17 protein-coding genes and 1 pseudogene are annotated in these 23,066 nt (G+C 68.5%); 12 read left to right on the top strand and 6 right to left on the bottom strand.

Annotated features, from left to right (window positions below; all coding sequences use genetic code 11):
- Nucleotides 1-149 precede the first annotated feature (149 nt).
- The gene (locus tag AC1DEL_RS00390; RefSeq protein ID WP_477125124.1) at nucleotides 150-605 is read left to right on the top strand and encodes a hypothetical protein; all 456 of its coding nucleotides are present in this window, start codon (nucleotides 150-152) and stop codon (nucleotides 603-605) included.
- A gap of 125 nt (nucleotides 606-730) precedes the next feature.
- Nucleotides 731-2,104 (top strand): sigma-54-dependent transcriptional regulator, encoded by a 1,374-nt coding sequence (locus tag AC1DEL_RS00395; protein ID WP_092294389.1) that lies wholly within the window; start codon nucleotides 731-733, stop codon nucleotides 2,102-2,104.
- A 189-nt stretch (nucleotides 2,105-2,293) separates the two neighbouring features.
- Here AC1DEL_RS00395 and AC1DEL_RS00400 read toward each other — a convergent pair whose 3' ends face one another.
- Nucleotides 2,294-2,614: a hypothetical protein gene (locus AC1DEL_RS00400; RefSeq protein ID WP_092294187.1), complete on the bottom strand. Its 321-nt coding sequence runs from the start codon at nucleotides 2,612-2,614 to the stop codon at nucleotides 2,294-2,296.
- A gap of 1,275 nt (nucleotides 2,615-3,889) precedes the next feature.
- Between AC1DEL_RS00400 and AC1DEL_RS00405 the strand changes: the two genes are divergently transcribed.
- Nucleotides 3,890-4,897 (top strand): YihY/virulence factor BrkB family protein, encoded by a 1,008-nt coding sequence (locus AC1DEL_RS00405; RefSeq protein WP_092294183.1) that lies wholly within the window; start codon nucleotides 3,890-3,892, stop codon nucleotides 4,895-4,897.
- A gap of 76 nt (nucleotides 4,898-4,973) precedes the next feature.
- Nucleotides 4,974-6,566: a peptide chain release factor 3 gene (locus AC1DEL_RS00410; protein ID WP_092294181.1), complete on the top strand. Its 1,593-nt coding sequence runs from the start codon at nucleotides 4,974-4,976 to the stop codon at nucleotides 6,564-6,566.
- Nucleotides 6,567-6,675: 109 nt separating this feature from the next.
- Here AC1DEL_RS00410 and AC1DEL_RS00415 read toward each other — a convergent pair.
- Nucleotides 6,676-8,287, bottom strand: a pseudogene (locus tag AC1DEL_RS00415) (TonB-dependent receptor family protein).
- Between the two features lie 242 nt (nucleotides 8,288-8,529).
- Here AC1DEL_RS00415 and AC1DEL_RS00420 point away from each other — a divergent pair.
- Together AC1DEL_RS00420 and AC1DEL_RS00425 are read left to right on the top strand one after the other, a co-directional pair.
- Nucleotides 8,530-9,798 (top strand): MFS transporter, encoded by a 1,269-nt coding sequence (locus tag AC1DEL_RS00420; protein ID WP_477125123.1) that lies wholly within the window; start codon nucleotides 8,530-8,532, stop codon nucleotides 9,796-9,798.
- Between the two features lie 292 nt (nucleotides 9,799-10,090).
- Entirely contained in the window at nucleotides 10,091-11,014 is a 924-nt protein-coding gene (locus AC1DEL_RS00425) for a mechanosensitive ion channel family protein (RefSeq protein WP_092294175.1), read from the top strand.
- Here the strand turns inward: AC1DEL_RS00425 and edd are convergent.
- The gene (gene edd, locus AC1DEL_RS00430; RefSeq protein ID WP_441591193.1) at nucleotides 11,011-12,849 is read right to left on the bottom strand and encodes a phosphogluconate dehydratase; all 1,839 of its coding nucleotides are present in this window, start codon (nucleotides 12,847-12,849) and stop codon (nucleotides 11,011-11,013) included. The two genes, AC1DEL_RS00425 and edd, sit on opposite strands and share 4 nt — an antisense overlap.
- A 365-nt stretch (nucleotides 12,850-13,214) precedes the next feature.
- On the opposite strand from edd, the gene zwf reads away from it, so the two are divergent.
- The 5 genes from zwf to AC1DEL_RS00455 are packed head-to-tail and all read left to right on the top strand — an operon-like array spanning nucleotide 13,215 to nucleotide 18,500.
- Nucleotides 13,215-14,663: a glucose-6-phosphate dehydrogenase gene (zwf, locus tag AC1DEL_RS00435; protein ID WP_477159049.1), complete on the top strand. Its 1,449-nt coding sequence runs from the start codon at nucleotides 13,215-13,217 to the stop codon at nucleotides 14,661-14,663.
- A 34-nt stretch (nucleotides 14,664-14,697) separates the two neighbouring features.
- A complete protein-coding gene (gene pgl / locus AC1DEL_RS00440) occupies nucleotides 14,698-15,378 on the top strand; it encodes a 6-phosphogluconolactonase (protein WP_092294169.1) in 681 nt (226 codons plus the stop codon).
- 36 nt (nucleotides 15,379-15,414) lie between these two features.
- A complete protein-coding gene (locus tag AC1DEL_RS00445; protein ID WP_477159050.1) occupies nucleotides 15,415-16,437 on the top strand; it encodes a glucokinase in 1,023 nt (340 codons plus the stop codon).
- A gap of 15 nt (nucleotides 16,438-16,452) precedes the next feature.
- Nucleotides 16,453-17,160, top strand: a complete 708-nt coding sequence (locus AC1DEL_RS00450) for a response regulator (RefSeq protein ID WP_441591195.1) — start codon at nucleotides 16,453-16,455, stop codon at nucleotides 17,158-17,160.
- Nucleotides 17,160-18,500 (top strand): sensor histidine kinase, encoded by a 1,341-nt coding sequence (locus tag AC1DEL_RS00455; protein WP_092294164.1) that lies wholly within the window; start codon nucleotides 17,160-17,162, stop codon nucleotides 18,498-18,500. The genes AC1DEL_RS00450 and AC1DEL_RS00455 overlap by 1 nt, the downstream gene beginning before the upstream one ends.
- Nucleotides 18,501-18,512: 12 nt before the next feature.
- Here AC1DEL_RS00455 and AC1DEL_RS00460 read toward each other — a convergent pair whose 3' ends face one another.
- From AC1DEL_RS00460 to abiEi, 3 genes are all read right to left on the bottom strand, one after another.
- Nucleotides 18,513-19,448, bottom strand: a complete 936-nt coding sequence (locus AC1DEL_RS00460; RefSeq protein ID WP_092294162.1) for a 2-hydroxyacid dehydrogenase — start codon at nucleotides 19,446-19,448, stop codon at nucleotides 18,513-18,515.
- 194 nt (nucleotides 19,449-19,642) lie between these two features.
- Entirely contained in the window at nucleotides 19,643-20,533 is an 891-nt protein-coding gene (locus AC1DEL_RS00465; RefSeq protein WP_092294160.1) for a nucleotidyl transferase AbiEii/AbiGii toxin family protein, read from the bottom strand.
- Nucleotides 20,511-21,071, bottom strand: a complete 561-nt coding sequence (gene abiEi, locus AC1DEL_RS00470) for a type IV toxin-antitoxin system AbiEi family antitoxin (RefSeq protein WP_092294158.1) — start codon at nucleotides 21,069-21,071, stop codon at nucleotides 20,511-20,513. Before abiEi ends, AC1DEL_RS00465 begins: the two co-directional genes overlap by 23 nt.
- Before the next feature lie 173 nt (nucleotides 21,072-21,244).
- On the opposite strand from abiEi, the gene AC1DEL_RS00475 reads away from it, so the two are divergent.
- The gene (locus AC1DEL_RS00475; RefSeq protein ID WP_092294156.1) at nucleotides 21,245-23,047 is read left to right on the top strand and encodes an OPT/YSL family transporter; all 1,803 of its coding nucleotides are present in this window, start codon (nucleotides 21,245-21,247) and stop codon (nucleotides 23,045-23,047) included.
- The last annotated feature ends 19 nt before the right edge of the window (nucleotides 23,048-23,066 follow it).

The raw sequence follows: 23,066 nt of genomic DNA on the forward strand, positions 1-23,066 counted from the left end.
GCAGCGGCGGCGGGGCCACCAGGAAGTCACAGAAGTCATAACAGACCACACGGCCGACACGTGTGGCAGACAACAGACAGCTCAAAACCAAACATAGACAGTGGTAATCGTACGCAGTGCCGGGGGTGTTGTTCAACGGGGAACAAATCATGACCGCAGGAGAGATCCGGCGTCCCGAATTCGGGCCCATCAGTGCATCCGCCAGTCGATCGAATCACCGCGCGCCATTGGCCAGTGACGCGTCCGATATTTCACTACGGGACGCCGACCTAGGCGGCCCGGACACCGAAGTCGCCGTGCTGCTCGCCGAGGACACGGAGATTTCGCCGCGCACGCGCCAGGCCGTCGAGGCCCTGATGCAACGCCATCGCATGCTGGCCGAGGAACTCGCGCGCCAGCGCACGCTGCTCCAGGAATGGATCCTGAGCCAGCTCACCTACAAGGCGCTTTACTTCCAGTACTCCGGCCAGTCGCCCGAAGCGCCCAGCGTGGACCTGATGCGCGAGAAAGACATGGTGCGCCGCCGCATCCGCGACGAACTGCACGCCGGCCGTGACTACGACAGCGTGCTCGAAGAACAGTCTCGCAGTCTGTCCAGACCGTGATGCCGACGTTGCGCGCGGGGGAGCCCCCGCAGCCGGCGGAAACCAGCCGGGCCATGTGGCCCGCTTCCGGCCCGATTGCCGGGGTGGCCGCCGCGAACAAAAAGACAAACGTCAGGGAGAACGGCATGGACCGACTGTGCAAAGCGTCGACACGCTCCGCACAGATCGTGCTGGTGTCGCGTTTCGAAGATTTTGGATTCAGTGCCGAGCAATTCGGCCAGGGCTGGGAGATCCGGCGCGTGCAGCAGGTGCGCGACCTGGAGCGCGTGGTGCGGGGCAGTGCCCCCATGGCGGGCATCCTCGACCTGCAATCGACCTATTCCGATGCGGAGCTGACCCAACTGGAGCAGGGCCTCCAGCATCTGCACGTGACCTGGGTGGCGATCACCTCCAACGAGATGATCGAGGACGAACGCATCCGCCGCATGATCCGCGACTATTGCGTGGACTACGTGCGCACCCCGTTCTCGTTCGATGAACTGGCGTACACGCTCAAGCACGCCCACGGCATGGCCAGCCTGCATGGCGTGCGCGCGCCCGAGCATGTGCCGCACGGCCCGATGATCGGCGACTGCAATGTCATGCGCGTGATGTTCCGCTCGCTGGCCAAGGTGGCGCACAACGACGCGCCGGTCTTCATCTCGGGCGAGTCGGGCACCGGCAAGGAACTGGCCGCACAGGCCGTCCACGAGGCATCGAGCCGCCGCAAGGGCCCGTTCGTGGCGATCAACTGCGGCGCCATTCCCTCGCACCTGGTGCAGTCGGAACTGTTCGGCTACGAGAAAGGCGCCTTCACCGGCGCCAACGCGCGCAAGATCGGCTGGATCGAGCAGGCGCAGGGCGGCACGCTGTTCCTCGATGAAATCGGCGACCTGCCGCTCGAGAGCCAGGTGGCGCTGCTGCGCTTCCTGCAGCAGGGCTGCATCACGCGGCTGGGCGGGCATCAGTCGATTCCGCTCGACCTGCGCATCATCTCGGCCACGCACGTGGACCTGGTGCTGGCGCAGACGGACGGCCGCTTCCGCTCCGACCTGTTCCACCGGCTCTGCGTGCTGACGCTGACGATTCCGCCGCTGCGCGATCGGGGCGAAGACATCCTGCTGCTGGCCAACGCGGTGCTGACCGAGCACGGGCACGAGGCCCACCGGCGTATTCGCGGCTTCTCCGCGTGCGCCACGCAGGCGATGATGCAGTACGCCTGGCCGGGCAACGTGCGGGAGCTGATCAACCGGGTCCGGCGCGCCATCGTCATGACGGACAACCGCAAGATCACTGCGGAAGACCTGCAATTGCATGGGGGCGTGGAGTTGCCGCGCAAGACGCTCGATGCCATCCGCGAGGAGGCGGAGCGCGAGGCGATCCGCACGGTGATGGCCAGCCACGGCTTTCACGTGGTGCCGGCGGCGCGCGAACTCAATGTGTCACGCGTGACGCTGTACCGGCTCATGCACAAGCACAACATCCGCGTCGATTCGCAACCGGGCGCCGTGGCGGAGTAATTCGCCCCGGGCACGCCCGTGCCGAAGTGCCAGGGGGAACCCGGCGACGTCCGCTCGCCGGACCCCCTTCGTCCCACCGCCCGGACAGCAGCGGCAGGCTAGCGCGGCCTGGCCCGCGCGGAGATCGTCCTCAATCTCGATCGCACACAAGAATCGTTCCTGCCTCCCTCCCTTCGTTCCTTAGTCCATTCAACTCATGCTGATCTTGTCGCGCCGGTGCCTTGGCGGCGTGGCGTCGACTGGCCCGCGCGTGGGCAGCGGGTCGCGCGGCTCGGCGCTGTCGCGCGCCTGGCGCTCGTCGGGGTGGTTCGCGCTCTGGTCGGGCGCGAAGGTCAGATCGCCCCAGGCCCAGGCGAAGCTGCGCACATAGCTGTCGTTGCTGAGGGCGGCGTGACTGTTGAGGTTGGCGCAGTCGGGCCGGTCGAAGTACGCGTAGTTGCCGGCGAACGCGGCAGTCGTCGCGGTCGAGAGCAGCGCCAGCGCGATGATGGCGGGGACTCTGGCGTTCATGGGTGGCTCACTCCCTTGCTGGAAAAAGGTGCCCGCCGGGGGACGGAGCACGTAAAGCTTTCAAATACTGCAAGCAATGCCGATGTCGGCTGTCATCTCATGTTGTCCCTGCGGCGTGCCCTCAGCCTGCCGGCAACCCGTTGCGGCGCCGGCTGGCGGACACCGCCAGCGTGCGGCTGGCCGCGGCGCAATACGAGGCGATCGGGCGCAGTGGCTGGCGGGGCGACGGAAGCAGGGGCGGCGACAGCAGGTCAATCACGGACGGTGCGGGGCCCGCCAACCGATGGGCGCGCCTGCGTGCCGTCATTCGCGCGGGCGGATGACGCATGGCGGAGGTTCCTCCTGCGTGTCAGTCGAATAGTTGTCTAAGGCGCGTGCTTCTCCCTGCCCGGTACAGAGCGACAAGTGTGCCAATGCGCGCCGAACGCTTGTTTTATAGGGGCTGCGCGACGTCGGCACCTGTGCCAGCCCCGGAACGCGACGCCAGGCGGCGTCGATCGGTTTCGCCGCTGTAACGCAAGCGGACGGAGGCGCGCGTGGTCGTGTGACATGTGGCAGGGCGGCTGGGGCGATCGGCGCGTCATCGCGCGTTGCCCTGGCCCTTGCCAACGCTGCCAAAGTGGGAGGCGGCAGCACATGTCGCCCCCGAATGACCGCGCGGCGGCACGCCGTTGCGCGTGCCGGTGGGGCGGCAGGGCCGATGGCGCGTCCTGATGCGCAGCCCGGACGCGCCCGCACGGAGGCGCGGCACGCGTGTGCACCCGGTTGCAGGGCTGAAACATGAGGGTGGCGGGGAGGATCGACGCAGAAACGGGTACGCTCGCCGGGCGTCGAGCCGGCGTGGCAGGGCAGGGGAGGATGGGCGCGAGGCGCCGGCGGCTAGCGCGGGGTGCCCGACGGGACCGATGCGCTCGGCGCCATCGGTGCCGGACGGTCGCCCGGGGTCACATTGGACGTGGCGCCGGAAATGGGCTTCGGCCCCGGCTGTCCACGCTGTTGTTCGCAGCCGGCCAGCGCCAGCAGGCCAAGGCAGAGCGCGGCAACGGGGCGCCTGATCGAGGTGCGGATCACGGAAGTCTCCTGTTCCTGGCCGGGCGCGGCGGGTCCGCGCGCCGGCGGGTGTGCCTGAACTTACTGTAGCAGGTTGCACCGGCGCCGCTCCGGATGCGCATTATCATGAACGCAGGTCGGACGCGCGCGGACAGACAGCCCCGGCCGCGTCGTCCATGCTCTGAACGTGACGAGGTCATCACCCTCCACCATCCGAGATCCGGCATGCCTCCTGAACAAGCTTCCCGGCCGCCCGAGGGCGCGCCGCCCCGGCCCCAGCGTGGACGCATCCTGCCCGACCGCCACACGGCCGCGCGCACCTTCCGCGTGGTCTCGGCCGCCATCCAGTCCTGGTTCGAGCACCGCGCGGCCAGCAAGGGCGCGGCGCTCTCCTTCTATATGTTGTTCTCGCTCGCGCCGATCCTGGTACTTGTGATCTCGATCGCCGGCCTGTTCTTCGGCGCCGAGGCTGCGCGCGGCGAGATCTTCTCCCAGCTCAACGGTCTGGTGGGCGAGCAGGGCGCCGCCGCCATCCAGGGGATTCTGGCCGCCACGCACCGCGCCGGGGGTAGCGGCGTGGCGGCGACCATCGCGTTCGGCATCCTGATCGTCGGCGCGACGAGTGCCTTCGCCGAACTCAAGAGCAGCCTGGACGACATCTGGCACGCCCCGCCCCCGGCTGGCGCGGGCTGGAAGAAGCTGCTCCGCGCGCGGATGTTGTCGTTCAGTATCGTGCTGGCGCTGGCCTTCATGCTGCTGGTCTCGCTGGTGGTCAACGCCGCCCTGGCCGTCATCGACCGCTTCTGGGGCGCGCTCTGGACGGCCTCCTGGTTCGCCCCGGTGGCGGATGCCATTTCCACGGTGTTCTCGTTCTCGGTGGTTACGGCCCTGTTCGCGGTGATCTTCAAGATGCTGCCGAACGCACGCATCGCCTGGCGGGATGTGACGATGGGCGCGATCATCACCGCGCTGCTGTTCGCCGTAGGCAAGCGGCTGATCGGGATCTATCTGGGGAACAGCGCGGTGGCGTCGTCCTATGGCGCGGCCGGCTCGGTCGTGGCGCTGATGCTGTGGGTGTACTATTCGGCACAAATATTCTTCTTCGGCGCCGAGCTGACGCGCCAGTACGCGTTGCAGTTCGGCAGCCTGCGCGGGCGGGATCCGGCGATGGAAAACCGCGCGGGGCCGGGTGCCGCGCACGGTGCCACCCCGCCGGGGGCCGCGAACCGGTAAAATACCGCCCCATTCCCTGTGCCCCGCCCGGGGCCCTCCCCCCGATCCTGCCTGTCAGTCACCAGATTCCGTTGCCGTGAGCTCGCTCGTTTCCGAAATTGCGCGTCGTCGCACCTTTGCCATCATCTCCCACCCTGACGCGGGTAAGACCACGCTGACCGAAAAACTGCTGTGGTTCGGCGGCGCCATCCAGGTGGCCGGCGAAGTGCGTGCCCGCAAGGCCGACCGCCACGCCACGTCCGACTGGATGGAACTGGAAAAGCAGCGCGGGATCTCGGTGACCTCGTCGGTCATGCAGTTCCCGTACCGCCGCCGGCCGGACGTCCCCGAGAACATCGTCAACCTGCTGGATACCCCGGGCCACGAGGACTTCTCGGAAGACACCTACCGCACGCTGACCGCCGTCGACTCGGCCGTGATGGTGATCGACTCGGTGAACGGCGTGGAAGCGCAGACCATCAAGCTGCTCAACGTCTGCCGCCTGCGCGACACGCCCATCCTGACCTTCATCAACAAGCTCGACCGCGAAGGCCGTTCGCCGATCGAACTGCTCGATGAAATCGAGGACGTGCTCAAGATCCAGTGCGCGCCGATGACCTGGCCGATCGGCATGGGCAAGGCGTTCCGCGGCGTGTATCACATGATCGAGGACAAGGTGCAGCTGTTCGACCCCAAGGGCGAGAAGGGCACCGCCGCGATCCTGGACGGGCTGGACAACCCCGAACTCGACCGCATCCTGGGCAGCCAGGCGGACGAGTTGCGCGTGGAAATCGAACTGGTACGCGGTGCATCGCATACCTTCGACAGGGAAGCCTTCCTCTCCGGCAAGCAGACCCCGGTCTACTTCGGCTCGGCGATCAACAACTTCGGCGTGCAGTCGATGCTGGACGCGCTGTGCGAGCTGTCGCCCCCGCCGCTGGCCCGCCAGACCGAGAGCCGCGTGGTGGAGCCCGAGGAAGCCAAGTTCACCGGCTTCGTGTTCAAGATCCAGGCGAACATGGACCCGCGCCACCGCGACCGCATCGCCTTCGTGCGCGTCTGCTCGGGCAAGTTCGACCGGGGCATGAAGCTGCTGCACGTCTCGGCCGGCAAGACGGTGGCCATCAACAACGCCATCACCTTCATGGCGCAGGACCGCAACACCACCGAGGAAGCCTACGCGGGCGACATCATCGGCGTGCCGAACCACGGCACGATCCGCCTCGGCGATGTGTTCACCGAGGGCGAGGGACTCAAGTTCACGGGGATTCCGTCATTCGCGCCCGAGTTCTTCCGCCGCGCGCGGCTGAACAACCCGCTCAAGGTCAAGCAGTTGCAGAAGGGGTTGCAGCAGCTGGCCGAAGAGGGCGCGACGCAGATGTTCCGCCCGCTGGCGTCGAACGATCTGGTGCTCGGCGCGGTCGGTATCCTGCAGTTCGATGTGGTGGCGCACCGGCTGGAGCACGAGTACGGGGTCGATGCGATCTTCGAATCGCATGAATGCGCCACGGCGCGCTGGCTGCGTGGCGATGCTGCCGAGATCGAGAAGCTGATCGAGAAGGCCGGCCACAACGTGGCGCTGGACGGCGCCGGTGACCACGTCTACCTGGCACCCAGCATGGTCAACCTGCGCCTGACGCAGGAGCGCTTCCCGAACCTCCAGTTCCTGGAAACGCGCGAGATCGTCTGACCTGGGGAAGTGGGGATCGCGCCGCTGGCTCAATCCCTCTCCCCCGGCCCCTCTCCCGCATGCGGGAGAGGGAGCAAACCGGCAGCGTTTGAGCTGCCAGCACAATCGCTCAATACGCCAGCGATGCCTGGATGTAGAACGTACGCGGCATGCCCACGTACTTGCCGAAGTTGTTGTCGGTCGAGCGCGTGAAGTAGCGGCGATCGAACACGTTCTTGATCCCCACTGCCAGCTTCAGGTTCTGCGCCGACTTGCCGAAGTCGTAGCCCAGGCGCATGTTCATCAGCGCGTAGCCCGGAATATCGCCCAGCCGGCCATCGGCCGTCTCCGCCGTCTGGTAGGCGGTGGCCGTGGCGGGGTCGCCCGGCGAACGCTGCTTCGACTGCGCGAAGCCATCCAGGTTGAACGCCCAGCGGTTGCGCGCATAGCGCATACCCAGCGTGGCCACGTGGCGCGAGTAGAACGGCAGGTCGCGGCCGGCGAAGTTGCCCTGGTTGTACGTGGCGTCGGTGAACGTGTACGTGGCGTACGCGCTCAGGCCGGCCAGCGTCTTCGACAGCGTGCCGAAGTCATAGCGGATCGACGATTCCACGCCCCGGTGCGTCGTGGCGCCGAGGTTGGTCCACGCGTCCGGCGCGCCGCCCGTGCCGCCGCGCAGTTGCAGTTCGTCGTCGAAGTCGATGTTGAACAGCGTCAGCTCGCCGCCCCAGCCGTTGGTGCTGTTGAAGTGCGTGCCGACCTCGTAGGTCTTGGCCTTCTCCGGCACGAGGCCGTTGGTGGTCGAGGCGATCTGGAAATACTGCAGCGGCCCGAACGACACGCCGGCGTTGGCGAACGCGGTCCAGTTGTCGCTGATGTGGTACAGCACGGCCAGCGACGGCAGCGGCTCGTTCGACGACACATCGGTGCGCACGTTGGTGAAGCGGTCGGTCAGGTCCGAGCGGATGAATTCGTAGCGCAGGCCGGGCGTGATGGTCCAGTTGCCGAAATTGATCGTGTCATCGATATAGACCGCATTGGCCGTGGTGCCGCCCGTGCGCCACTGGTAGACCGGCGCGGCGAGGTCCGGCGCGTTCACCGAGCCGGGCCGATAGAACGCCGTGCGAGTGGCTTGTTCATCACTTGTTTCGCGCAGGTAGCGGTAGCCCACGCTCACTTCGTTGCTGACGCTGCCGGTACGGAAGAGCTGCGAGTAGCGCGGCTCGAAGGCGAACACGTGGTAGTTACGCGGCGCCGTGGTCAGGCGGCGCTGTCGCTTCCAGGTTGCCGAGCGACAGCGGCGCCATCGACAACTGCGGCTGGCCATACGGCGCCACAGCCAGCGGCACCCCGTCCATCAGGATCGTGGAGCGCGGCGAAAGCCGCGAGGTCAGGCCGCGCACGCCCACGTTCAGCGAGATGTCGCTGCCGCCCGTACCGTTGCTGTCCTGGACCTGCACGCCGGGAATGCGGCGCAGCACATCGCGCACATTGTTCGCGCCGGTCTCCTTGATCGCTTCGCGGTCGACGATGGTCCGCGCGCCCGGGTGCTCGAGTACCTTTTCCTCGTTCGGCGCCTCGAGCCAGTTGCCGACCACCGTCACGGCGTTCAGCGTGCTGCCGTTGGCAGGGGCGTTCGGGGTTTCGGCGGATTTGGGAGCGGTTTGTGCCGAGACCGACACAGAGAGGCAGAGCAGGGCGACGCCAGTGGCGGCGACGTTGAGGCGAAATGCGGGTAGCACGATGAAGTCCAGGGAATACTTGCCAAAAGTTGCCCGGATTTATAAATACGAATGATTCCGATGACGGCGCAATTTGTCCCCGGTGTGGCGGGAATGCATCAACATTGATACATGGAGAATTCAGCGCCCTCGGGTCGGGTCGGCTAGAATTCTCAGCTTTGTACGATGACCGACGAGCCGCGCGCCCGTTTGCCATCACGTGTGTCATCCGGCGCACATCGCATCCCTTCCTGCCGCCCCCCATGTCCACCGCCACACCTGTGCCGGCCGCCGAGCCGGACACCGTTTTCCGCGATCCCGCCTTCCGACATTTCTGGTTCGCCAGACTCTGCACGACCATCGGCTACCAGATCTTCACGGTGGCGGTGGGCTGGCAGATGTACGACCTCACGCGCGATCCCTTCATGCTCGGCATGGTCGGGCTGGTGCAGTTCCTGCCGTCGATCGTTCTGCTGCTGATGTCCGGCCACGTGGCCGACCGCTTCGACCGCCGGCGGATCGTGCGTACCTGCCAGGCGCTGGAAGCGGTGATTGCCGTGTCGATGGCCGTGGCGAGCTTCTCGGGCGGGATCACGCGCGAGTACATCTTCCTGTTCGTGGCGGCCATCGGCGCCTGTCGCGCGTTCGAGACGCCCACGCTCCAGGCGCTGCTGCCCAGCGTGGTCACGCCGCGCCAGCTGCCGCGCGCGGTGGCGCTGGCCAGTTCCGCCAGCCAGACCGCCATCATCATCGGCCCGGCGCTGGGCGGCTTCGCCTACGTGGCGGGCCCGGGCGTGGTCTATTCCATCAGCGCCGTGCTGTTCGCCATCGCCGCCGTGCTGGTGGCCACGCTCAAGCTGCGCCAGGCCGCGCAGCGGCTGACCACGCCGGTCAGCATCAAGACGCTGTTTGCTGGATTTGCCTATATCCGCAGCCATCAGGTGCTGCTGGGCGCGGTGTCACTGGACCTGTTCGCGGTGCTGCTCGGCGGCGCCACCGCGCTGCTGCCGATCTATGCGCGGGACATCCTCCACACCGGCCCCTGGGGGCTGGGGCTGCTGCGCTCCTCGCCAGCCATCGGCGCGCTGGTCACGGCGCTCTGGCTGGCGCGGAACCCGCTGAACCGGCGCGTGGGCCGCGTGATGTTCGGCGCGGTGGCGCTGTTCGGCGTGGCGACGATGATCTTCGGCATTTCCAACTGGCTGCCGCTCTCGATGGGGGCGCTGGTGGTGCTGGGCGCGTCGGACATGATCAGCGTGGTGGTGCGCCAGACGCTGGTGCAGCTCGATACCCCGGACGACATGCGGGGTCGCGTGGGGGCGGTCAACTCGGTGTTTATCGGGGCGTCGAACCAGCTTGGCGAGTTCGAATCGGGCGTCACGGCGGCGCTGCTCGGGCCCGTGGGCGCGGTGCTGCTGGGCGGCGCCGGCACGGTGCTGGTGGTGTTCGCGTGGATGCGGCTGTTCCCGGCGCTGGCCGATCGAGACCGCCTGCACGATCATCCCCACGACCGCCCGGCCCCGGCGCGCTGACCGCTTCCGATCCGGGCAAAGCGTACCCGTTTCTGCGCACACCTTCCCGCCGGGCCCTGTTGCCCGCGCTCTCCATGCAGGGATTACAACGGCTCACGGCCGAAAGTTGTAATCCCTGCACTCCCTCTGCCTTTTCTCCCCCGACTGTGATGTAAGCGGCGCGCCGTGCGGGCCGCCGTGAGCCATTGCGTGGCAACGGCCCACGCAGAAACGGGTACGCTTTGGGATTGCCCGGCGGGCTGGCTGGCACGTCCTTCGCAAGTCGGCCCGGGTTGCACTGAGGAGCGAACGCATGGAATTGCCGTATATCGACGCCGACAAAGTCCAGGCCACCTGGGCCTATCTCACCCAGTTCGCGGTCAGTCAGGGGCTGAACTGCCTCGCCGCGCTGGCCATCCTGCTTGCCGGCTGGTGGCTCTCCGGCCGCGCCGCGCGGGCCGTCAGGCAGGGCCTCCATCACACCCATGTGGACGACACACTGCGGCCGATGCTGGCGAGCGTGGCCCAGTGGGTGGTGCGGGTGCTGACCGTGGTGCTTGTGCTGTCGCAGTTCGGCGTGCAGACCGCGAGCATCATCGCCATGCTCGGCGCCGCCGGCCTGGCCATCGGCCTGGCGCTGCAGGGCACGCTCCAGAACATCGCCGCCGGGATCATGCTGGTGCTGCTGCGCCCGTTCCGCGTCGGCCAGTACATCGACGCCCAGGGTGTGGCCGGCACCGTGCGCGAGACCGGGCTGTTCATGACCGAGCTGACGACTTTCGACGGGGTCTGCCTGCGCGTGCCCAACGGCAAGCTCTGGGGCAGTTCGATCATGAACTACAGCGAGAACGTCACGCGGCGCATGGATATCGAGATCGCCGTGACCTTCGACAGCCCCGTGCAGGCTGGGCTGGATGCCCTCAAGGCCATGCTGGCCAAGGAGCCGCGGCTGCTGGCCGAGCCCAGGCCCGAGGTCATGGTGACGAAGTACACCGACCGGGGCATCGCGCTGAACGCGCGCTACTGGACCTCGAATGACGATTTCTGGAACGTGCAGTTCGGCTTCTTCAGCAAGCTGAAGCCCACGCTGGAAGCCGCCGGCTGCCGGATCGCCGTGCCGGTGCAGGAAGTCCACGTGCCGGAGATGGATGAGGAGGCGCTGGCAGACGGGGCCGACGGCGACGGCAAGGCGGACCGCTACGACGCCCGCCGCACCCCGCCGCGCCGGCCGAACTAGCGCGGCTCCACCCCTTCGTCCGCGAACAGCGAGCACGCGCCGGTCTCGGCCGTGCTCACATGGGCGCGGAAGCCGCCGAACAGGTCGCGCCCCACGCCGTGCCGGTTGCGCGAGAGATCAGGCCGATCGGCCTCGCGCGCCGCCAGGTCGGCATCGGCCAGCTTTACGGTCAGCACGCCGGCTGGCGCGTCCACACGCACGATGTCGCCGGTGCGCACCTTGCCGAGGGCCCCGCCCAGCAGCGCCTCCGGGCAGACGTGGATGGCCGCCGGCACCTTGCCCGACGCCCCCGACATCCGCCCATCCGTCACCAGCGCCACGTGGAAGCCACGGTCCTGCAGCAGCGTCAGCGTAGGCGTGAGCTTGTGCAGTTCGGGCATGCCGCACGACGCCGGCCCCTGCCACGGCAGCACCGCCACGAAATCGCGCTCGAGTTCGCCGCGCTTGAAGGCGTCCAGCAGGTCATCCTGCCGTTCGAAGACGATGGCCGGCGCCTCCACCACCTGATGTTCGGGTTTCACGGCGGATGTCTTGATAACACATCGCCCGAGATTGCCGTCGAGCAGCTTGATCCCGCCATCGGGCGCGAACGGCTGGTCGGGCAGGCGCACGATGGTGTCGTCGAGCGAGGCCGTGGGACCGTCGATCCAGGTCAGCTTGCCGTCGCGCAGCACCGGCTCGCGCGTGTAGTCGGCCAGCCCCTTGCCGGCGATGGTGGTCACGTCGTCGTGCAGCAGCCCCAGCGTCAGCAGGCCGCGAATCACCACTGCCAGCCCGCCGGCCGCCTGGAACTGGTTCACATCGGCCTTGCCGTTCGGGTAGACGCGCGCCAGCAGCGGCACCACGGCGGAGAGTTCATCGAAGTCGTCCCAGGTCAGCTGGATGCCAGCCACGCGCGCCATGGCGATCAGGTGCAGCGTGTGATTGGTGGACCCGCCCGTGGCCACCAGCCCGACGATGCCGTTGACGAACGCGCGTTCGTCGAGCACATCGGCCACCGGGGTGTAGCGCTCGCCGCCATGCACCAGCGTCAGCGCGTGGGTGGCCGCATGGCGCGTCAGCGCCTCGCGCAGCGGCGTGCCGGGGTTGATGAAGGCGGTGCCCGGCAGGTGCAGGCCCATGATCTCCATCAGCATCTGGTTCGAGTTGGCGGTGCCGTAGAAGGTGCAGGTGCCCGGGCCGTGGTAGGACCGGGTCTCGGCTTCCAGCAGCTCCACGCGCCCGATCTTGCCTTCCGCGTAGAGCTGGCGGATGTGCGCCTTCTCCTCGTTGCCGATGCCGGTGGTCATCGGCCCGCCCGGCACGAACACGGCCGGCAGGTGGCCGAAGGACAGCGCGCCCATCACCAGGCCGGGCACGATCTTGTCGCAGACGCCCAGGTACAGCACGCCGTCGAACATCTGGTGGGACAGCGCCACGGCGGTGGCCATGGCGATCACGTCGCGCGAGAACAGCGACAGGTCCATGCCGTCCTGGCCCTGCGTCACGCCATCGCACATGGCCGGGGTGCCCCCGGCGAACTGCGCCGTGCCGCCGGCGGCCAGCGCGGCCTCCTTGATCCAGCGCGGGAACGCTTCCAGCGGCTGGTGGGCGGACAGCATGTCGTTATAGGCCGAGACGATGGCCAGGTTGGGGCGCTCCTGCGCCTTGAGGCGGATCTTGGCGTCGTCCGGCATGGCGGCCACGCCGTGGGCGAGGTTGGTGCAGGACAGGTTGGCGCGCTCGACCTTCTGCCCGGCCATGGCGCGGGTGCGGTCGAGGTAAGCCTGGCGCGTGGCGTGGCTGCGGGTCACGATGCGGGCCGTAACCCGCTCCAGGACAGGGTGGCGTGGCATGGAGTGTTCTCCTGTGAGGCGTGGGGCGCTTCGTGCGGCGCTCCATCAGCGTAGTCCAAATCGGCCGGATGCGCCCCGGGGCGGCTGGGGCGCGAAGTGAGCGGATACAGGTCGGATCGCTCACACGCCCGGATGTTCCGCGCCGGCCTGTGACAACGGTGTGAACCCCGGTGCGACCCCCGTGTGCCGTCCGCGACGCTACGCAGAAACGGGTACGCTCGGGGTCCGCCCGCCGGCCGAATCCGCCCCGCCCACTGCCCAATCCCGGGCGAGTGACGTAACATGGCCGGAACTTATCCGCCCCTCGCCGGCACTCAGTAGAGGCCGGGGCGCCCACTTCCCCCCGCAAGGAGCCCAGGGTGAGCATGCCCGATTTCGACATGGTGCTGTTCGGCGGCACCGGTGACCTGGCGCGGCGCAAGCTGCTGCCGGCCCTCTTCGACGCCCACCGCTGCGGCGTGCTGCATCCGTCCGCGCGCATCCTCGCCACGGGCAGCCACGCCCAGACCACCGAGCAGTACATCGCCACGCTGGAAGACACCGTGCGGCCCGCGCTGGAGCACGCGCCGCCCGACGCCTGGGCCTCGTTCCTGCAACGCATCTGCTACGTCCAGGCCGACGCGCGCGAGCCCGCCCACTTCGACGCCCTCGCCGAGAAGGTGCTGGCCCGCAAGCCCGAGGTGGTGGTCTGCTACCTGGCCACTGCCCCCCATATCTTCGTGCCGATCTGCGAGCAGCTGGGCCGCACCGGCCTGAACACGCCCAACGTGCGCGTGGTGCTGGAGAAGCCGCTGGGGCACGACCTGGACTCGTCCGAGGCCATCAATTCCTCCGTGGCGAAGTATTTCGCCGAAGACCAGATCTATCGGATCGACCATTACCTGGGCAAGGAAWCGGTCCAGAACCTGATGGCGATCCGCTTCGGCAACGCGCTGTTCGAGCCGCTGTGGCGCCGCGAATGGGTGCAGGACGTGCAGATCACCATCGCCGAGGAACTGGGCGTGGAGTCGCGCGGCGACTTCTACGACCGCACCGGCGCACTGCGCGACATGGTGCAGAACCACCTGCTGCAACTGCTGTGCATGGTGGCGATGGAGCCGCCGGCGAGCCTGTCGGAAGACGCCATCCGCGACGAGAAGATCAAGATCCTCAAGGCGCTGCGGCCGATCCAGCCGCAGGACGTGGCCGAGAAGACCGTGCGCGGCCAGTACCGCGCCGGTGCGGTCGGCGGCAAGCCGGTGCCGGGCTATATCGACGAGCCGGGCATCGCCCCGGACAGCCGCACCGAGACCTTCGTCGCCATCAAGGCCGAGATTGCCAACTGGCGATGGGAGGGCGTGCCGTTCTACCTGCGCACCGGCAAGCGCATGCAGTCACGCGTGGCCGAGATCGTGATCCACTTCCGCGATGTGCCGCACGCCATCTTCCCCAAGCCGCTGACGCTGTCGCCGCAGAACCGGCTGGTGATCCAGCTCCAGCCCGAGGAAAGCATCAAGCTGTATTTCCTGGTCAAGCAGCCGGGCGATACCCTCGAACTGACCCCCACCTCGCTCGACCTGGACTTCGCCAACTCCTTCAAGGTGCGCCGCGCCGGGGCCTACGAACGCCTGCTGCTGGACGTGATCCGCGGCCGGCTGGGCCTGTTCGTGCGTCGTGACGAGCAGGTGCAGGCGTGGCGCTGGGTGGAGCCGATCATCGACACCTGGGCCGACAGCACCGTGCCGCCCAAGTCGTATACCGCCGGCACCTGGGGGCCTGCGGCGTCGTCGGCGCTGATGTCGCGCGACAAAGCGCTCTGGCACGAGGAAGTCTGACCCACCGCCTGTCTATATATAAAAGGGACCGATCATGCGCCAGTACGAACATGCCTCCGTGATGGATCAGGCCGAATCGCTGGCCCTCTCGATCGGCCATGCGCTGGATCTGGTGATCCAGGCCAAAGGCTGGGCGGTGCTGGCGGTGTCCGGCGGGCGCTCGCCGGTGCCGATGTTCGAGCGATTGCGCTATCGGCCCATCCGCTGGGACGCCGTGACCGTGACGCTGGTGGATGAGCGCGCGGTGCCGCCCGACCATCCCGACAGCAACGGCGCGCTGGTGCGCCACAACCTGCTGCGCGAGGCCGCGGGCGTGGCGGCCTGGGTGCCGCTGGTGGAGGATGCCGCCGAGGCGTCTCAGCCGGAGCGCGCCGTGGCGCGGCTCAACGAACGCTTCCAGCAGCCGGACGTGGTGGTGCTGGGCATGGGCGAGGATGGGCACACGGCGTCGCTGTTCCCGGAGGCGCCCGAGCTGCAGACCGCGCTGTCCGAGCCAAAGCCCGGTTTCCTCGTCACCCATCCGACCAGCGCGAACCACGCCCGCGTGACGCTGAACCTCGCCGCGCTGCTGGCCGCCGAACGCACCTTCCTGGCCATCACGGGCGAGAAGAAGGCCGAGGTGCTGGCCCGCGCGCTCCAGGCGCCCACGCCGGCGCTGCCGGTGAGCCTGGTGCTGGCGCGGCACCGCCATGGCGTGGATGTGTTCCGCACCTGATCGCCCGCCAACGTTCGTTTTCGACAAAGGGTCCCGATGTCTCCTCCTGATTCGCAAGCCGACTCGTTTCCCCGCCTGCTGGCCGACGTGGGCGGCACCAACGTGCGGATGGCGCTGGAGACGGCGCCGCTGCGAATTGGTGCGGTCACCGCGCTGAAGGTGGCGGATTTTCCGTCGCTCGAAGCCGCCATGCAGCAGTACCTGCGCGGCCTGCACGACCTGCCGCGCCCGCGCCATGCGGCCATCGGTCTGGCCAATCCGGTGACCGGCGACCACGTCAAGCTGACCAACCACAACTGGGCGTTCTCGATCGACGCCACGCGCCGCGCACTCAACTTCGACACGCTGGTCGCCATCAACGATTTCACCGCGCTGGCGCTGGGGCTACCCTACTTGCCCGCCGAGGACCTCGCGCTGGTGCGCGACGGCACGGCGGTGCCCACGGCGCCACGCGCGCTGCTGGGGCCGGGCACGGGGCTGGGCGTCTCGGGACTGGTTCCCGCGCCCGGCGGCGGCGCGGTGGCGCTGGCCGGCGAGGGCGGCCATATCGAAATCATGCCGGACACCGACGACGAGTGGATCGCCTGGCGCTACGCCCATCAGCATTTGGGCCGGGTCTCGGCGGAGCGGATGCTGTCGGGCATGGGCCTGTCCCAGATCCATGCCGCGCTGGTCGCAGAAACGGGTACGCCCCTGGCCCAGCCACTGACGCCGGCCGAGGTCACGGATGGTGCGATCAAGACCGGCGACCCGCTGTGCCAGCGCGCCTTCGCGGCGTTCTGCGGCCTGCTCGGCTCGGTGGCGGGCGATGTCGCGCTGGTGCTCGGTGCGCGCGGCGGGGTCTACCTCGGCGGCGGTATCGTGCCGCGTTTCGTCGATGCCTTCCGGGCCTCGCCGTTCGCCGCGCGCTTCRCCGCCAAGGGTCGCATGGGCGCCTATCTGGCCGACATCCCGGTCTACGTGATCACGGCCGCCTACCCGGCGCTGCCCGGGCTGGCGCGCGCGCTGGCAGACCGCCTGGAGGGCGACATGCGCCATGCCGGCGCCGCCCACCCCTGACTGATTGATCCCGACATGCGTGTACTGCTGGTGGAAGATGACGCCATGATTGGCGAGAGCGTGAAGGTGGCGCTGCGCCAGGAGGGCTTTACCGTCGATTGGGTGCGCGATGGCGATGCCGGCCTCGACGCCGCGTCTGACCAGCACGGCCCCCGCGCCGACGGCGGCTACGACCTCGTGCTACTCGACCTCGGCCTGCCGCGCCGCTCGGGCCTGGACGTGCTCAAGACGCTGCGCGCCCGCAACGTGCGCACACCGGTGCTGATCCTGACCGCCCGCGACGCCGTGGCGGACCGCGTGGCCGGCCTCAACGCCGGCGCGGACGACTACCTCGTCAAGCCCTTCGACCTCCAGGAACTGGCCGCGCGCATGCACGCGCTGGCGCGCCGGGCCGAGGGCCGTGCCGAACCGCTGCTGCGCTACGGCGACATCGTGCTCAACCCCGCCACGCGCGAGGCCACGCAGGCCGGCACGGCGGTGCGGCTGTCCGCGCGCGAGTTCGCGCTGCTCTCCGCGCTGATGGCGCGCCCCGGGCAGGTCTGGTCGGTGGCGCAACTGCAGGAGCGCCTCTACGGCTGGGACGACGAGGTGGGCAGCAACACGGTCGAGGTTTATATCCACGCGCTGCGCCGCAAGTTCGGCGCCGCCCTGATCCGCAATATTCGTGGCGTGGGCTACATGGTGCCGAAGCAAGACGGCGCCGACGAGGAGCATCCGTCCTGATGCGCTCGATCCAACGTACGTTGTTGTGGTGGCTGGCCGCCGGGCTGGCGGCGGGCATCGCCGTGGCCACCGGGCTGATCTATGCGCAGGCCCGGCAGGAGGCCAACGCGCTGTTCGACTACCAGATGAAGCAGGTGGCGGCGGCGTTGCCGAGCCAGTTCCCGAGCCCGATGGCGCCGCCGTTCGACGGCGGCAATGGCAGCGGCGCCAGCGCGGACCTGCTCCATGCGGACGAGGACGTGGTCATCCACATCTGGGACGGCACGGGCCGCAGTCTCTACCTGTCTCACTCCCACCCGGTGCTCCCGCCACGCGCGGAACTCGGCTTCTCCAGCGTGCTGACGGATTCCGGCGAATGGCGCATCTACAGCGTGCAGCTGGGGCCGACCGTGGTCCAGATCGCCCAGCCGATGAGCGCGCGCCGCACGCTGGCCGCGCATATGGCGCTGCGCACGGTCGCCCCGCTGTTGCTGCTGCTGCCGCTGCTGGCATGGCTGATCTGGATGGCGGTGGGACGGGGTTTGCGCCCGCTGCGCGAGATTGCCACCGAGGTGCGCGCGCGCGACGCCAACACGCTGGCGCCGCTGGCCTTGCGCCAGATGCCGGATGAAATCGCCCCGCTTTCCGACGCGCTGAACCAGTTGCTGGCGCGGCTGGCGCAGGCCATCGACACCCAGCGCGCCTTTGTGGCCGACGCCGCCCACGCGCTGCGCACGCCGCTGGCGGCGCTGCAATTGCAGGCGCAACTGGTGGAGCGCGCCGACAGCGCGCCGGCCCGGCAGGAAGCCGTGTCGCAGCTGCGGCAGGGGCTGGAGCGGCTGACGCACCTCGTCGCGCAGTTGCTGACGCTGGCGCGGCAGGAGCCCGGCGCCGCACCGCCGCCGCATGAGCCGGTGGACCTGCGCGCGCTGGCTGCGGGGGTGATCGCGGAAATGTCCCAGGCGGCCATCGACCGGGATATCGACCTGGGGCTGGAGGCCGATGATGCCGAAGGCGCCATGGTGCGGGGCGATGCAGACGCGCTGCGCATCCTGCTGACCAATCTCATCGACAACGCCCTGCACTACATTCCGGCCGGCGGGCGGATCGATGTGCGGGTGGCGCGGTTGTCTGATGGCGGCGTGGAACTGCAGGTCAGCGACAACGGCCCGGGCATTCCCGCCGACGAACGCGCGCGGGTGTTCGACCGTTTCTACCGCGTACCGGAGGCGCCCACGGGCGGCAGCGGGCTGGGGCTGGCCATCGTGGCCGAGATCGTCCAGTCGCACGGCGCCCGCGTGGCGCTGGAAGACGCCGCGCCGGGGCTGCGCGTGCGCGTGACTTTCCCCGTCGCGGCCTGAGCCTGTCGGTGCTTAGCCGACCGGCGCGAACAGCGGCTCGCCCGCGAAGTGCCGGCGCGCGTTCTCCAGGAACTGGCTGACCGACGCCAGCACCGCTTCCGGCGACCAGCCGGCCATGTGCGGGGTCAGCACGACGTTCGGGCAATCGAACAATTCCTTGGGCGGCAGCGGCTCGCTCTCATAGACATCGAGCCCGGCGCCGCCCAGCTCGCCGGCGCGCAAGGCATCGGCCAGCGCCGCCGTGTTCACCACGCTGCCCCGCGCGATATTGACGAGGTAGCCGTGCGGCCCCAGCGCGCGCAGCACCGGCGTATCGACCAGATGCCGCGTCTCCGCGCCGCCCGGCGTGGCGATGATCAGATAGTCGGCCCACTCGGCCAGCGCGCCCACATCGGCAAAGTACGAGAACGACACGTCCTCGCGCGCCCGGCGGTTGTGATAGCCGATCTCGAGGTCGAAGCCCTGGCCGCGCTGGGCAATGCGCCGCCCGATGGTGCCGAGGCCGATGATGCCGAGCCGCTTGCCCGAGAAGTTCGGCGGCAGCGGCAGCGTGTTGCGCCAGATGCCGTCGCGCGTGGCGTGGTCCAGCGCCGGCACGCGGCGCACGGTGGCCAGCAGCAGCGCCATGGCGTGGTCGGCCACGCAGCTGTCGTTGGTGCCCGCGCCGTTGCCTACGGCAATCCCGCGCGCCCGGCAGGCGGCCAGGTCGATGTTCTCGTAGCCGGCGCCCAGCGCGCACACCACCTCCACAGCCGGCATGGCCGCGATCTCGGCAGCAGTCAGGCCGACCGTGCCATTGGTCAACACGGCGCGGAACGTCTTGCCGTGCGCCGCCACCTCCGCCGCCCGGCCCTCGGCCGTGGGCGCGTAGCGGACGTCGTACTGGGCGGAGACGAGTTCAAGATGAGCGGGTTCGAGCTGGATCAGGACAAGCAGGGCGGGCTTCATGACGTAACGGCGAGGGAAGTGAATGGAGGATGCCGGCGGACCGACGCGACATTCTATGCCCGACGCCGGATCAATGCTTGACCACGCAAGGGTCGGGGCGCGCAGAAATGGGTACGGTTTGGGGGCGGGGGAGGCGGAAGGCGGCGGAAACGCCTGCGCAGAAACGGGTACGCTTTGGCCCCATCCGGGCCGGATCAGGCGACCGCGAGATCGGCGTCGAGTACCTTCTGGGCCAGGGTTTCCGCACGCCGCAGGAACTGCGCGGCCAGCGCGGGATTGGCGATCTGGCTCGCCACGCCCGCATCGACGAATCGCGTCATTTCCGCGTGGAACGCCTTGGCCGTCTCGGGTTGGGACAGGAGCGCCAGCCGCTCGCGCAGACGGTCTTTGTACGACGGCACGGTCCAGCCATAGTCGATCAGCTTCCTGCCGATCAGCGCCATGTCAGGCGTGAGCTGGCGGTCCGTCAGGAACTTGATGTCCCAGACGTCGCGCGCCTTGATGTAGGGGCGGGCGCCCAGTGCCACCATCTTGTCGGCAAGGATTTCGCGCGGCGTCTCCGCCGTGACGATCATCTGGCGGAGGGGTTCCGGCAAGTGCGGATAGTTGGCGCTGACCGCGACCAGATCGGGATCGTGCGCCGGCACATTGGCAACCTCGATATGGATGACCTGACCCTGCGGCACGCTGCGGTCGGCCTGTGGCATCTGCACGCGTGCGCTCCAGCGCGCGACGTGAACGTCCGACGGGGCCGCATCCTTCGCGGGCGTGCGGATCTCCACCTCCAGGCCGTAGGCATTGGCAATTTCCCGCCGGAGCAGGGCCTCGAACGGCGCCATGACAGTAGGATCGAATGCGCGTCCGGCAACGAAGTCCAGGTCCTCGGAATAGCGCGTGCCCTGATAGCAGAGCCGCAACGCGGTGCCGCCCTGGAAGGTCAGCGCGGCGGCCGCGCCGCTCTGCAGCAGGGCGTAGAGGATTTCGTAGTGGAGGATTTCCTTGGCGATCGTGCCCGCCGGCACGCGCCGCTCGGTGGCGTATCGGCCGGCCAGTGCCAGGAGATCAGTACGGGTGCGAAATGGCATGGTCCGAATGGGGAGACTGCGAGGGAATCTGCACGAGATCGACATTGCGCCCGGCGCGGCGCAGGTCCTTCAGCGCGCGTTCGGGCTTGGCGACATACATTTTGCGCCGTGCATCGAAGACGAGATCGTCGCGCAGGGTGTCGATGTGCCGCGCCGTATGGGTGAATTCGAGCGTCCCGTACGGCGTGTGGAACGTCTGGCTGCGGCCTGTCGTCATCAGCGTCAGCCGCGAAGGGAGTTGCGACAGCCATCCCGCCTCGGATAACGCCGATTCGAGGCTCAGGTAGTTAAGGTCCCACGGGCGCAGGAACGCCGGCAGGGCGCTGAGCACGTCGGGCGGCAGGGAGCGTGCCCGCGGATTGATATAGAGCCCACGGGCGATCCGCTCGATCATCCCGGTGCGCTGGTGACGGGACAGCGACTTGTTGAGCGTGTCGCCGGACTCCCCAAAAAGCTGGCTGAGGACGGGAAGCGAAAAGCTCCAGATGCCGGCGCGATCCCAATGCTCCAGGGTGGCCAACAAGGCACTGAGGATCATTATCTCGACGATAAATGGACAGATTTGGTCATTATATGTGCAGATCCTGCGGGTGCCCAGCTTATCTATGCAGTAACAGGACATAAATAGGCGGTTTTCGTATAGATACCATGCCTTCACCGCACGGTGGCGTCCGCGCCACTATGCTTGGGAGCATTCACGTCCGGAATCTCATGTCCACCCTCCTCACCACTCCCCGCTGGCGCTGGCTGCCCGCCCCTGATACCTGGCAATACCACGCCCTGCTTGGCGCGGCGGGGATGCTGGTGCTTGGGCCGCTCGGCTGCGTGGCGGCGGCCTATATGAACTTCTCGCTCGGGTTCTTTATTGGCGGGCAGGTGCTGGCCGGCATTCTGGGTTCGGCGGTGACGGCGGGCTATGGCGCGGCGGGGCGGCATGGGGCGAACTACATCCAGACGGCGGCGGCGTCCGTGGCCGGGATGGGCGGGATGGTCGTGGTGATCCAGGCGATGGGCTGGATGGGCATGGATGCGCCGCCGCTCTGGCACCTGATCGGCTACATGCTGTGCATCGGCATGTATGGCGTGGGTGTGGGCATGCTCTACACGCCCTTGCTGGTGGACCGCATGCAGCTGACGTTCCCGTCCGGGCTGGCCGTGGCCAATATCCTGCGCGCGTTGACCGATCCGGTGCTGCTGCGGCGCTCGGTGGCGCGGCTGGGTGGCGGCATCGCGCTTGGGGCGGTGGCCGGGGTGGGGGTCACGCGCGTGGCGTGGCTGGGCGCCATCGACCTGTCCGCGTCCACCTTCGGCGCCGGGATGATCGTCGGCGCGCGCATCGGTATCGCGGCGCTGGTCGGGGGGCTGGCGGGATGGGCGCTGACGCCGTATTTCGTGTCGATTGGCTGGCTGGCGCCGGGCGACCCCTATCGCAAGATCACCTTCCTGATCGCGCTGGGCATGATCATGGGCGCGGCGCTGATCGATGTGTCGATGCTGCTCGTGCGGGCCTGGCGGGAGCGGCAGCCGGCCAACCCGGCGCCGGCCCCCGCCTCCCAACAACGCGGCCTGCCGATGCGCTGGATCTGGCTCTGGGTGGTGGTCTGGGGCGCGGCGGTGGTGGCGGCCGGCGCGGTGTGGTTCGGCCAGCCGGTGGGCTACCAGCTGATGGCCGTGGCGCTGGTGCTGGTGTTCGCGCTGGTCAACGGCATCTCGGTCGGCATGGTGGACTCCAATCCGATCTCGTCGGCCTTCGTGCTCACGGTGATCCTGATGGCCGCCGTGGGGCTGCGCGAGCCCCATATCGGCCTGATCGCCGCGACCGTGCTGCTCGTCTCCACGGCCGAGGCGTGCGACATGCAGCAGGACCGCTCCACCGGCTGGCGGCTCGGCACCAACCGGATGACGCAGTTCGGCTATCAGGTGGCCGGCATCGTCGTGGGCGCGGTGCTGGCGGTGCTGCTGGCGCGGCTGTTCATGCAGGCGTATCCGGTGCTGCGGCTCGACCAGACCCTGCTGCCGGCCGATCAGCAGCCGGCGCGCTGGACCTCCGCGATGACCTACAAGATCGTCGGCGCGCTGCGCAGCATGACCGAGGACCGCCCCTACCAGCGGCTGGCGGTGTGGATCGGGGTGGGTATCGGCCTGGTGACCGAGGTCGCGCGCAAGACGATCCGCGCATCGGCCCGCTACCGGCGCTTCGCGCAGTCCGGCGGCACCGGCAAGACCGTCGATTTCCTGCTCGATGCCGCCGTGCTGCCGTCGCCGTACGCGTCGTCGTTCGGGGGCTTCGTGAACCTGCCGGCCGCTGCGTGGATGGCGGCGGGCGGGGTGCTGGCCAGCGTGGTGAATAGTGTGGCGAACAGCGTGGCGAAAAACCGCTCGGCGCCCGCCGGCGATGCCGCGCTGCCCGAGGACATGAGCACGACCTCGCTGGTGGGCGGCGGGCTGATCGCCGGCGATGCCTTGGCGGCGCTGGCGCTGGGCGTGGCAGGGTTGGTGGCGGTCGTGGGCTGACCGCCTTCCAGCCGGGCGC

It is taken from the genome of Cupriavidus sp. 10L43_2 (assembly GCF_056395265.1).